Origin of the sequence: Microbacterium sp. Yaish 1 (genome assembly GCF_002245215.1) — a bacterium.
In the GTDB taxonomy this organism is placed as follows: domain Bacteria; phylum Actinomycetota; class Actinomycetes; order Actinomycetales; family Microbacteriaceae; genus Microbacterium.
This window is the reverse complement of the sequence record NZ_NPMR01000001.1, coordinates 1,144,955-1,157,269: the sequence shown is the minus strand read 5'-3', so window position 1 is coordinate 1,157,269 and position 12,315 is coordinate 1,144,955. Positions and strand designations below refer to the sequence as shown.

At 70.9% G+C, this 12,315-nt stretch carries 8 protein-coding genes; 6 read left to right on the top strand and 2 right to left on the bottom strand.

The window, feature by feature from the left end; all coding sequences use genetic code 11:
- Nucleotides 1-22 precede the first annotated feature (22 nt).
- Nucleotides 23-352, bottom strand: a complete 330-nt coding sequence (locus CI089_RS05430) for a hypothetical protein (protein ID WP_094260584.1) — start codon at nt 350-352, stop codon at nt 23-25.
- A gap of 340 nt (nt 353-692) precedes the next feature.
- Between CI089_RS05430 and CI089_RS05425 the strand changes: the two genes are divergently transcribed.
- The 5 genes from CI089_RS05425 (at nt 693) to CI089_RS05405 (ending at nt 10,719) form a co-directional block, all read left to right on the top strand.
- Nucleotides 693-1,619 (top strand): helix-turn-helix domain-containing protein, encoded by a 927-nt coding sequence (locus CI089_RS05425; protein ID WP_094260583.1) that lies wholly within the window; start codon nt 693-695, stop codon nt 1,617-1,619.
- Between the two features lie 214 nt (nt 1,620-1,833).
- Nucleotides 1,834-7,416 (top strand): DUF7927 domain-containing protein, encoded by a 5,583-nt coding sequence (locus tag CI089_RS05420; RefSeq protein WP_179223238.1) that lies wholly within the window; start codon nt 1,834-1,836, stop codon nt 7,414-7,416.
- Nucleotides 7,417-7,513: 97 nt separating this feature from the next.
- Entirely contained in the window at nt 7,514-9,283 is a 1,770-nt protein-coding gene (locus CI089_RS05415) for a sigma-70 family RNA polymerase sigma factor (RefSeq protein ID WP_094260581.1), read from the top strand.
- Between the two features lie 115 nt (nt 9,284-9,398).
- Nucleotides 9,399-9,581: a hypothetical protein gene (locus CI089_RS05410; RefSeq protein WP_094260580.1), complete on the top strand. Its 183-nt coding sequence runs from the start codon at nt 9,399-9,401 to the stop codon at nt 9,579-9,581.
- A gap of 157 nt (nt 9,582-9,738) precedes the next feature.
- Nucleotides 9,739-10,719, top strand: a complete 981-nt coding sequence (locus CI089_RS05405; protein WP_218823015.1) for a S41 family peptidase — start codon at nt 9,739-9,741, stop codon at nt 10,717-10,719.
- Between the two features lie 14 nt (nt 10,720-10,733).
- Here CI089_RS05405 and CI089_RS16400 read toward each other — a convergent pair whose 3' ends face one another.
- Entirely contained in the window at nt 10,734-11,579 is an 846-nt protein-coding gene (locus CI089_RS16400; protein WP_179223237.1) for a hypothetical protein, read from the bottom strand.
- 49 nt (nt 11,580-11,628) lie between these two features.
- Here CI089_RS16400 and CI089_RS16395 point away from each other — a divergent pair, with 49 nt between their 5' ends.
- Nucleotides 11,629-12,294 (top strand): YoaK family protein, encoded by a 666-nt coding sequence (locus CI089_RS16395; protein ID WP_179223236.1) that lies wholly within the window; start codon nt 11,629-11,631, stop codon nt 12,292-12,294.
- Nucleotides 12,295-12,315 lie beyond the last annotated feature (21 nt).

Genomic DNA, 12,315 nt, shown 5'->3' with positions numbered 1-12,315 from the left:
CCGCGGGCGACCCGGCCCAGGGTCAGCCGTCGGGGGCGCGGTCGCGAGCGCGTTCGCGCTGCCGGGAGATCAAGCCGACGATGATCACGACGGCCGAGAGCAGCGACGGAACGACCCAGAACGATGAGGGGGCGCTCGGCGCGGTCAGGTCGGAGCCTGCGCCGGAACCATCGCTCGTCGACGAGGCGATGGGAGCGATCGCCGGGGCCGAGTGAGGCGCCGTACCCGCCGCGGCGGAGGCCCGCTCCGGGGTGGCGAGCCCCGCCCCGAGCATGCCGAACGCGACGATCGCGATCCACGTCGCGACGAAGCGCCACGGGGGAGTCGGCCGTCGAACGATCCTCGTGCGCATCGCGTCGCTTCCCCTCTCCTGGCAACACGTCTTCGGAGGGCGCTGGGGAGCACCCGTACACATGCTCCCCAGCGCTGCGCTCACTCATTCGGGCCAGAGGCGCGACCTGCGCGTGCTCTGCGGTGCGTTGAGTGCCGCGCCGCGTCGACGTGGGTGCCGCGTCGGCGGAGATGGTCGAGCCACTGCGTTTCGGTGCCCCGCCGATCGACCAGTTCCCATCCGATCGGCGGGGCGCTCCGAATCCACAGCGCCCGAGGCCCCGACAGCGGCAGCATGCGCCGTACATGTATTACAGAATGATCTGTAACCATTGCCGTCGGTCTCCAAGAAGGGGGCATGGATGCGACACCGTCGTCCCTACGCCGCTCGCGGCGAGTTCGAGTTGAACAGGTTCCGCGCCGACGGACGAGACAGCCTGCTGAGCCTGATGCCGTTGACGTCGTACATGTCGTCGGCGAACATCGGGTTCGCGTCCGTGCGCGATGACGACGCGCTCCTACGTGCCAACGTCGTTCGCATCGGGCAGTACCTCTTCGTCCACGCCCGGATGCCGGCTGCGACGGTGGTGTGGCCGCGCGACGAGCACTCCCGAGATCGCGTCGTAGCCATCCTCGCGGAGAGTCGCGCTCTGCGTGTCGTGTCGGACGCCCCGGTCGTCATTCGACGTGGCTCGTCGTTCCTGATTCCTCCGGGCACCGCGCCGGTCACGATCGAGGCCGCCGAGCCGACCGAGCTGGTCTTCATCAGCCTGGATGCCGGCGACTTCGTCACGCGGCGGCAGATGGGTTTCGATCGCTTGGGCAGGGACGGCGCCAGCGAGGCCTCGATCCGGCCGATGGCGACATTCGTCAAAGCTCTGTGCGCCATCGAGTCGGAGGTGGCCGAGGTGGGCGTCTCGCCCCTGGCCGACGCCGCGTGCGAAGTCGCGTGCTCGATCCTCGCGGCACTCATCGGTGAGAACGCCCCGGAGCTGTCTCTGCCCCACGCCATCATGGAGATCCTGGTCCGCGATTACGCTTCACCGGCCCTCTCCCTATCCGCCGTCGCGAGTCAGCTGGGCGTCTCGACCCGCACAGTGCAGAGCGTCTTGAGCGCGCAGGGCCGGACGTTCTCGGAATCCCTGCTCCAGATCCGGCTGAAGGCGGCGACCGAGCTGCGGCGCCACAACCCGGCGATGACACTGGACGCCGTGGCACGCGCGGCCGGATTCGGGACGAGGCAGTCCCTCCATCGGGCACTGAGGAAGACGAACGAGCCCTCCCTCTGACGCTGGTCTCGCAACCGACGCCGCCCCGGCGTCGCGAATCGCGCAGTTCTCGCCAGAACCGCGTCACGTTTCGCGAAGCGGTCCGTGGAGAAGGTGATGGCCTCCCTATGCTCCGGCTGGGAGGCACGCCAGAGGCGCGCTGCGCCTGAGACGACGCACGGACGGGGAAAAGATGAACAGCACCGCGAGATCCACGCGCAGGGGAAGGCCGCCTGTGCGCGGGCGCCTGCGAAGAGCAGTCGCGTCGATCGTCACCGCGAGCCTCGCGGCGGCCACGCTGGTCGCCGTGAACCTGGCGTCGCCCCTGCCGGCGAGCGCCGCGGCCGGTGACCCCTTCGACCCCAGCGAGCCGGTCGTCTTCATCGCGCAGAAGGTACCGACCCAACTTCAGCGGGCTCAGACCACGGGCGGGCAGGGGCAGTTCTCGTTCCAGAACGAGGGCGGCCCGGCGCCGCTGAACTACAACGCGATCGGTTTCAATCCCGCCGACAACTACATCTACGGCATGGTCGACATCGGCAACGCGAGCATTCCCACCGGCTCACTCGTCCGGATCGGCCAGGGCGGCACCGTCACCCGCGTCGGGACGACGGTCTACACGCATACCGGGAACACCAACACGCGCTGGTTCTCGGGAGCGTTCAACCCAGCGGACGGGCTCTACTACATTTCGGACTCGTCGCCGCAGACGTCGATGCTCGGCATCAACGTGACGACAGGAGCGATAGCTCGGCGCGTCACCCTGGACAGCGCACCTCAGGTCCAGGACTTCGCGTTCAAGGACGGCTACGCGTGGGGTGTGAGCACGACGGGCCAGATCCGGCGGCTCAACGTGAACACGGGTGCCACCGTGACGTACAACGCCGTGTTCCCCGCCACACCGGGCGGGTACGGCGCGGCGTGGAACTTCGGCAACGGCAACCTCGGATTCTCGGCGAACGACTCGGGAACCGTCTACCAGCTGGAAATCACCAACGGTGCGTCTGCGCAGCCCACCTTCCGACTCGTATCGGAGATCGAGGGCCCGTCCTCGAGCCGGAACGACGGCACGTCCATCCCCGGCCTGCCTGCCGACCTCTCGATCGACAAGACCGGGCCGGCGACATTCACCTCCGGCGAGCGCATCAGCTACCAGTTCACCGTGGTGAACAACGGGCAGGGCGTGTCGAGCGGCTGGACCGTCACCGACGTCCTGCCGACGGGCCTGAGTAACCCCCAGGTCACCGGAGATGTCCGGTGGACCCCCACCGGTTCGACCGTCACCGTCACCGGAGGCCGTCTCGGCGTCGGTGAGAGCAAGGCCTTCACGATCACGGCCGACACCGACGTGTCGCCGCCAGCGTGCATCACCAACACCGCCACCGTCGCCGGCAATGAGCAGGACCCGAACTCCGCCAACAACCAGGACAGCGTCCAGTCGTGCGCGCTGGCGCTCGCCGTCACGAAGACCTCCGACGCGACGGCTGACTCGCGTCCGGGCGATGTCATCACCTACACCGTGCGCGCGACGAACACCGGAGCCGGCGATTACACCACGGCGAACCCGGCGGTCGTGTTCGACGACCTGTCGGGCGTCCTGGATGACGCGACTTTCAACGACGACGCCGCCGCATCCCGTGCCGGCACGCTGGCCTATCAGCAGCCGCGCGTGTCGTGGTCCGGTGCCCTCGCGGTCGGACAGTCGGTCGACATCACCTACAGTGTGACGCTGAAGGCGGGCGGCGATGGCTCGGTGCGCAACGTCGCGTGGGTGCCGGGCGACCCCGGCATCACGACTCCGCCGAGCTGCGAGCCGGCCACGGGCGGCGTGGACGACGCGACCGGACAGCCGTGCGCTGTCAGCGATTTCGATCTGCCGCGTCTGACCGTCGACAAGTCTGCGAACACCACCGAGCTCCCGGCCGTCGGCGAGCAGGCGACCTACACGATCGTCGTGCGCAACGCCGGCCCCGGTGCCTACACCGCCGCCGAGCCGGCGACCGCCACGGACGACCTGAGCGCCGTCCTCGACGACGCGACGTTCGACGACGCCTCGCTGAGCGCGTCGACCGGAACGGTCACCCGTTCCGGGAACGCCCTCTCGTGGAGCGGACCTCTCGCGGCCGGTGAGCAGGCGACGATCACCTATTCCGTGACCTACACGGGCGAGGGCGATCAGATCCTGCGCAACCTCGCGTGCGTGCCGGCCGATCAGACCCTCCCCGGGGCGCAGAGCTGTGACCGGGTGCAGATCCCCGGTGCATCGCTGAGCCAGTGGAAGAGCGCGCAGGCCTCGTCCGACCCGGTCGTGGCCGGATCGACCATCACCTACACGCTCTTCTTCGACAACGACGGCCAGGCTCCTGCCACGGTCGACGCGGTCGACGACCTCACCTACGTCCTCGACGACGCCGACGTCACCGCGGAGCCGGCCGGCGCGAACGGCCTCACGGCGGTCCGCGACGGTGCGCGGATCTCCGTCACCGGTTCCGTCCCGGTGGGCGAGACCGCGACGGTGACCTACACCGTCACGGTGCGTCCCGACGGTCAGCGCGGAGACAGCGTCGCCTCGAACTTCCTCCTGGCCCCGGGGCAGACGCCCCCGGCCAACGGGGAATGCGTGCCGACGGACGCCGAGCAGCCGAACTGCACCAGCACGCCGATCACCGGTGTCGCCTACACCAAGTCGGTCACGGCATCCGAGTCGCCGGTGCGCACCGGCACCGAACTGACCTACACGGTGCGGGTGACCAACACGGGAGCCACGACGGTCGACGTGGCCCAGGACGACGACCTGAGCGACGTTCTGGATGACGCGACCCTGACCGGCGCCGCAGAGTCGGACACGGCCTCGGTGACGGTCGCCGGCCCGACCGACGGCATCCTCGCCATCCGAGGAACGCTTGCAGCGGGAGCCGTCGCCGAAGTCACCTACACGGCCACGGTGAACGCTGCTGACGACCGGGGCAACAACCAGGCGTCCAACTTCCTGGTTCCGCCGGGAACGCCGCCCGGCGGTCCATGCGACCCGGCTACGGAGAAGTGCACCGTGACTCCGATCGCGGGGTACACGATCGCGAAGTCGGTCGACGTCGAGACCACGACGCCGGGATCGGTCGTGACCTACACGGTGTCGGTGACCAACGTGGGAGCGGTGGCGTACACCGACACCGATCCCGCCTCGTTCACCGACGACCTCTCGGCCGTGCTCGACGACGCGACCTACAACAACGACGTGTCGGCAGGCGGCTCGGTGAGCGGGAACACCTTGTCGTGGTCCGGCCCCCTCGACGTCGGTGCCACCGTGGACGTCACATACTCGGTCACGGTCGACGATCCGACCCAGGGCGACTCGGTGCTGGGCAACGTGGTCGTCCCGGCCGACCCGACGGGCGAGTGCCTGCCGGGTGCCTGCGGCACCACGACGCCTGTCGCGTCGTACACCGTGAACAAGACGGCCAGCGCCGAGTCGGTCATGGCCGGTGGTGTCATCACCTACACGGTGGTCGTCACGAACACGGGGCAGGTCGACTACACCGCCGAGAACCCGGCATCCTTCGACGACGACCTCAGCGGGGTCCTCGACGACGCGACCTACAATGGCGACGTCTCGCCCGGGGGTTCCGTGGCGGAGAACACCCTGACGTGGTCCGGCCCGGTCGCCATCGGGCAGTCGGTCACCGTCACGTACTCGGTCACCGTGAACGACCCGCTCTCGGGTGACCGTCAGCTGGTGAACGCCGTCGTTCCGACGACCCCGGGTGGCAGCTGCGACCCCGACGGCGCGTGCACGACGCAGACGCCTGTCGCGTCGTACACCGTGTCGAAGTCGTCGGACGCCGAGACCGTCCGTCCCGGCGGTGTCGTCACCTACACGGTGACCGTGACCAACACGGGCGACGTCGCTTACACGGCCGATGAGCCCGCGACGTTCGCGGACGACCTGTCGGGCGTCCTGGATGACGCGAAGTACAACGATGACGCCACCGACGGGGCGACCGTGTCGGGCAGCACCCTGACGTGGTCCGGCCCGCTGGCCGTCGGCGAGTCGATCGAGGTCACGTACTCCGTGACGGTCGACGACCCCGTGACCGGCGACTTCGATCTCCGTAACGCCGTGACCCCCTCGGGCCCCGGCGGGAGCTGCGAGGGCGTGTGCGAGACGACCACCCCGGTGGGTGCTTACCGGGCCGTGAAGTCGACCGAGACGACGGAGGTCGTCGCGGGCGACACGGTCGAGTACAGCATCCAGGTCACCAACACCGGCCAGGTGGCGTACACGGCGGATGATCCCGCCTCGTTCACCGACGATCTCTCGAGCGTGCTCGACGATGCCACCTACAACGGCGATGCGACGAGCACGTCGGGGGCAGGAGTGTCGTACACGGCGCCGGAGCTCAGCTGGTCGGGTGCGCTCGGCGTCGGCGAGACGGTGACCATCACGTACTCGGTGACGGTCAACGACCCGGCGACGGGTGATCGGCGCCTCGACAACACCGTGGTGACGCCCCCCGGCTCGGGCGGCAACTGCGTCGAAGGATCGACGGACCCCGCGTGCGTCGCGAACGTCCCGGCATCGTCGTACGCCATCGCGAAGTCGGTCTCGCCCGGCACGGCGCTTCCCGGCGACACCGTGACCTACACGGTCACCGTCACCAACACGGGAGCGCTGCCCTACACCGACGAGAACCCCGCGTCGTTCACGGACGACCTCTCGCGTGTGCTCGACGACGCCAGCTACAACGGCGACGTCTCGCTCGGCGGGCAGGTCACCGGTGACACTCTGACGTGGGCTGGCCCCCTCGCCGTCGGCGAGTCGATCCAGGTCACGTACTCGGTGACCGTCGACGACCCGGTGTCGGGCGACTTCGAGATGCGCAACGTCGTGGCGCCGTCCAGCCCGGGCGGCGAGTGCCTCGATGGTCAGTGCACGACGGAGACGCCGGTCGCGACCTACGGAGTCACCAAGACGGCGAACGTCCAGGACGTCACGCTCGGCGGCACCGTGACCTACACGGTCGTCGTCGAGAACCTCGGCCAGGTCGCGTACACCGACGAGTCGCCGGCATCCGTCCGCGACGACCTGTCGGGCGTGCTGGATGACGCGACGTACAACGACGACGCGACGTCCGGAGCCGAGGTCGACGGGACCACGCTCGCGTGGTCCGGCCCGCTCGAGATCGGCGAGAGCGTCACCATCACGTACTCGGTGACGGTCAATCAGCCCTCCACCGGTGACGGACGACTGCGCAACACGGTCGTGGGCGACGCCCCGGGCAGCCGCTGCGAGGGCGCGTGCGAGACCGATACTCCGATCGCGAGCTACCGCGTGACGAAGGATGTCTCGTCGGAGCGAGCCACGGTGGGCGATCGGGTGACCTTCAGCATCACCGTGACGAACACCGGTCAGGTCGCCTACACGGACGAGCGTCCCGCGTCGTTCACCGACGACCTCACCTCCGCGCTCCGCGTGGCCTCGTACAACGGCGACGCCACCAACGGTGCCGTGTACCAGAGCCCCGTGCTCTCGTGGTCCGGCGCGGTCGGAGTCGGGGAGAGCATCACGGTGACGTACTCGGTCACGCTGCGCTCGGTGGGCGAGATCCGCAACGTCGTGGTGACGCCCGACGGTTCCGGGTCGAACTGCGTCGCGAACTCGACGGATGGCGACTGCTCGACGCGGACCGTGGTGGTCCCGCCCGGCCTGGCCGTCACCGGCGGCGCGCTCTGGATCGGCGGTGGGATCGCGGGCCTGGCCCTGGTGATGCTCGGCGTCTGGCTGATCGCGCGTCGACGCCAGGAGGCTGCATCCGCGTGATGAGCTGAGGTCGACGCAAGCGGCGGTCGCGGGTTCCTCCCGCGGCCGCCGCTTGCGTGGCGATGAGCGCGGTGCGCACGAGAGTCGGTGAGGAAACATGACGACGTGGGACGACACGACACGGTCGCGAGACGATTCCCTTCTGGACCGCGTCCGTGCGGGCGATACGGGGGCCTTCGGCGAACTCTGGCGGCTTCATTCGGGGACGGCGCTGTCCGTGGCGCGCGGCTTCTCCGGTCTCGACGCCGACGACATCGTCGCGGAGACCTTCGAGAAGCTGCTTCGGGCTCTGCGCGGGGGGAAAGGACCTGCGGGCGCCTTCCGTCCGTACCTCATCGCGTCGGTGCGCAACGTCGCCCGCGACCACTACCGCTCCCGCTCCCGCCGGGAGTCCGGCGACGAGGATCTCGACCTCATCGTCGATGACCGTGTCCTGAACGGTGAGCAGGTCGCGGTGAGGTCGCAGGACCATCTCGCCGCGGCTGAGGCGTTCCAGTCGCTGCCCGACCGGTGGCGGGAGGCCCTCTGGTACAGCGAGGTGGACGGCCTGCCGCCGCGCCAGCTCAGCAGCGTGCTCGGGATCTCTGCGAACGGGGCCTCGGCGCTCGTGCTGCGCGCCAAACGCGGATTCCGCGATGCCTGGGTGAGCGCACAGCTGACGCGGGTCCGATCGGACGAGTGCCGTCCGATCGTCGCCGACCTCGGCGCCTACACGCGCGACGGCCTGTCCGCTCGTGACCGCAAGCGTGTGGACCAGCACCTGCTGACGTGCCGGTCGTGCACGGCCGCGCTGAACGAGGCGAAGGCGATCTCGCAGACGCTCGCGCTCGTGCTTCTGCCGGTCGTCGCGGGGGCGGCGGGCGCCGCGACGTACCTCTCCAGCGCCCCCGCCGCATCGATGCCGCTCGCCCTCGGGGCGGGTGCCACGCTGGGGCCCGCCGACACGATCCCGGCGGTACCGCGCTCCGGCGCCGGCCTCGGACGACGCCCGCTCGTGATCACGGCCGCCGTGGCGGGCCTGCTCGCGCTGGCCGCGGTGGCGCTGTGGGGGATCACGGCGTCGACCGGGGAGCCCGTCGCCGGGCCCCCGGCCACGGGCTCGGCCCCCGGCGATGTGGCGAGCCCGCGCCCGTCGCCCGAACCGAGCGGCGTGCGGGATGGCAAGAAGGAGGGGGAGGAAGCCGGACTCCCGACGCCGTCTCCGACCCCGCCGGCCGGCGGGAGCGTCGACGCGGTGCCACCCGCGAGGCCGGCGCGACCGGTGCCAGCGCCGTTCCCTGCTGTGCCGGATCCCGCCGCTCCCCTCATCCCCATCGCTCCTCCGCGCGGCGAGGACGCGATCGCGGCCCCGACCGCGGCGATCTCGCAGATCGACAGCCGGATGTTCCCCACCATCACCGGTACGGACGCCGCCCCCGGTGCACGGATCACGCTGATCGGCGACGCGGGTCAGGTCGTCGGCGAGACGCGGGCCGACGCGCGCGGCCGCTGGACGGCCCGCGCGGCCGAGCTCCGCGCGGGGCGCGGCGAGGTGAGCGTCGTCCAGATCGTCGACGGCGTCGCGTCGCGTCCCTCCGCGGCGATGCCGTACGTGGTCGACGAACCGCCGCGGCCTGCGAGTCCCGTCGAGGCCGAGACGGTCGAGGGCGCCCGTTTCGTCTTCCGCCTGACCGCGCCGGCCGGGACGGTCATCCAGCGGATGCTGCCGGGCAGCGCCACCGTGCAGACGCTGACGATTCCCGACGGTGGCGTGTGGAACGAGTACCTCGCCGTTCCCGCGGGCGAGCACGTCCTGCACCTGAGATACGCGAATCCGCGGACACGTGACTTCGGACCCTGGAGCGCGACGCCGTTCAGCGCGAACTGATGCCGGGTGGCGCGATCGGCGTCACGATCCGCCGCATCGCTCGTCTCTCCGAGGAAAGACCGACGGGGCGCCGCGTGTGCTCTGGTCGGAACGCTTCCGACGAGAAGGCGCGACCATGACGCAATTGACCACCCTCGGTGATGACGCCCCAGGCGAGCCCCGCGACGACCGGACCGGGGAGGGGGTGGACGTCGTGCGCGGCATCGTCATCGCGATCGTGCTCTCGCTGGCCGTCTGGGCGACCCTGGCCGGTGCCGCCTACGCGTTCGCGCAGGTGGTGCTCGCCGCCACGGATTGACCGGATGCCTCACTCTCGAGGATGACGTCGGCCCGCACGGCTACATCGCCGAGGCGATGTGCTCGCGGCGCGCGGTTGAAACGATCGATGAGTGCCACGGTCGAGAAACACGAGAACAGCAGGTCCTGAGCAGAGGAGCCGTCGCCGCCGACGGCGGGTGGTCGGGGCGACCGTCGCGGTCGGCGTGCTCGCCGCGGTCGCGGGCGGGGGAGTGTTCGCGATCGATGTCTACGGGCCCCGGTTCGGGGTGTACCTGATGCCGCCGTCCGTGCAGAAGTACGCCGAGATCGCGGTCGGGCGCCTCGACAACGGGTACCACACCGACAGCCCCGAGTGGCCGGCGGCCCGAACCGCGGTCCTCGAGGCCGCGGCCCGGGCGTCGACGTACGCCGACCTCTATCCCGCGCTCCACGAGGCGGTCGCGATCGCCGGCGGGCCGCACTCGCGCTTCATCCCGGCGGGCGAGGACGGCGCGGCTGACGCGGCCGCGTCAGCCGCCGCACCAGTGGTGGCCTCGGAGGCGGGCGTCACCACCGTCGTCCTGCCGGAGATGATCTCCCCCGACGCGGACGACCAGACGGCCTACGCGATGACCGTCGCGGACGGGATCGACCGGGCTGCAGCCGGCACGTGCGGGTGGATCGTCGACCTGCGCGGGAACACCGGCGGCAACATGTTTCCGATGCTCTCGGGCGTCACAGCGCTGCTGCCCGACGGCCCCGCGCTGTCGTTCCGCGACCGTCACGGCGGTGACTCCGCCGTGACGGTCAGGTCGAACGGCGTCGCGCTGGGCGGGAGCGTCTTCGTCGACGTCGGTGACCGCCGCAAGGCGACCGGCGTGCCGATCGCGGTGCTGCAGGACGAATGGACGGCATCCAGCGGCGAAGCCGTGCTCGCCTCGTTCCGCGGGCTCGACGGCGTCCGCACGTTCGGCGCGCCGAGCGCCGGCTACACCTCCGCGAACGTGAGCGCCGTGCTCTACGACGGCGCGACGCTCGTGCTCACCGAGAGCGCCTACGTCGACCGGACGGGGCGCAACTACGACGAGCAGAGCATCGAGCCGGATCAGCAGTCCGCGGCATCCGGAGCCGAGGGGGAGGCGCGCGCCTGGCTGCGCGACCAAGGCTGCGGCGGGTGATCGTCGATCCGCGGCTACGGGCGGCGGCTCGGGGGAATCCACAGCGTCGTCTGCTCGTGGATGATGTAGCCGCCCGGGGGAGTGCCGGGTTCGTCGGCCGCCATCGTGCCGCCGCGTGAGCGGAGCTCGGCGATGGCTGCGCTCCGGCGCTGGACCAGGTCGGCCACGTCGGGCCGCCCGTCGAGCTCGTGTGCGAGATCGGCCATCATCTGGTCGCGCTCGGCGGCGATCTCCGCCGCCGCGTCGAGGTGGGCGACCTCGACCCCGTCGTCGACGGCGGCGGTCAGTGACCTGCCGCGCGCCCGAACGATCCGGACGATGAGCGCGGCGGCTGCCCCCATCGCGGCTCCGGCGAGGTACGCGAGCCTGACCCAGCCGCCGGTGGGCGCCCAGGCCGCCCCCGCGGCAGCGATGAGGAGCACGGCGAGCAGCGTGGTCTGCAGCGCGACGGGTCGCCCGAGCGGTTGCACCCCGGCGGCCGCCACCGCCGCGAGGACACCGGCCCCGACGACGACGCTCACGACCGCGCCGGGAACCACGGTGTTCTCGATCCCGAGACGGATGCCGTTGAGCATGCCGACCGGCAGCACCGAGAGGAGCAGCAGGGCGAACACGACGCGCAGGATGGCCCCGCTGTGCGGATCGCGTGCGCCGAACCGCTCACGCAGATGCGCCGTGACGCTGCGCCGTGCGGCGTCGCTCGCCGCCGCCCCCTGGCGCGACAGCCGATCGACGAGGTCGTCGAGTCCTGCTGCGCGCAGCACCGCGGCATCCACATCTCCCCGGGTGAGCCGGCGCACGTCGCGTGCGCCGAAGTCAAGGCCGGACAGCGCGTCGGAAGAGGAACCGGAAGCAGACATCAGTGCCGATTCTCCGCGGGGCTGCGCCGCGGAGGAGCAGACTGGCCGCATGGTCCGACAGCTCAGTGCGCGACGCCTGACCGTCGCGGTCGCGCTCGCCCTGGTCGCGGGATACCTCGACGGGTGCGGCTTCATCCTGCTCGGCGGCTACTTCGTCTCGTTCATGACCGGCAACACCACGCGCCTGGCCGTCGATCTCTCGCACCTCGACGCGGCGGCCGCAGGCCTGGCTGCGGCCCTGATCGTCTCGTTCGTGCTGGGCGTCATGGCGGGGAGCGCCCTCACGTCACCGGAGACCGACCGCACGGTCCACATCCTCGGTGCGATGACGGTCGCCGTCGCGCTCGCCGCCGTGCTGGCTCCCACCGCGGCGCCGCCCATCGCCGGCTCGCTGCTGGCCTTCGGCATGGGCGCGGCCAACACGGTGCTCGCGCAGCGGCAGGACGTCTCGTTCGGGGTGACCTACATGACCGGCGCCCTCGTGAAGGTCGGGCAGGGCATCGTGCGCGCCCTCCGCGGCGGCGACCGCTGGAGCTGGTCGCGCCACCTGCTGATGTGGTCGGCGGTCGCGGTCGGAGCCGTGTGCGGCGGGGTCGCATCGGCCGGGCTCGCGGCCGGCGCGCTGTGGGTCGGCGCGTCAGCGGTCGGCGCGCTCACGATCACCGCGGCCGTGTTCCGGATGCGGCGGCGCTCGCGGGCCCAAGCGGGCTCATAAGCGCATACCGCAGGCTGGGAG

Bases quoted from the DNA above. Each gene is read 5' to 3' on its own strand.
- CI089_RS05415 (WP_094260581.1), top strand. From the start codon at position 7,514: ATGACGACGTGGGACGACACGACACGGTCGCGAGACGATTCCCTTCTG.
- CI089_RS05430 (WP_094260584.1), bottom strand. From the start codon at position 352: ATGCGCACGAGGATCGTTCGACGGCCGACTCCCCCGTGGCGCTTCGTC.
- CI089_RS05425 (WP_094260583.1), top strand. From the start codon at position 693: ATGCGACACCGTCGTCCCTACGCCGCTCGCGGCGAGTTCGAGTTGAAC.
- CI089_RS05410 (WP_094260580.1), top strand. From the start codon at position 9,399: ATGACGCAATTGACCACCCTCGGTGATGACGCCCCAGGCGAGCCCCGC.
- CI089_RS16400 (WP_179223237.1), bottom strand. From the start codon at position 11,579: ATGTCTGCTTCCGGTTCCTCTTCCGACGCGCTGTCCGGCCTTGACTTC.
- CI089_RS16395 (WP_179223236.1), top strand. From the start codon at position 11,629: ATGGTCCGACAGCTCAGTGCGCGACGCCTGACCGTCGCGGTCGCGCTC.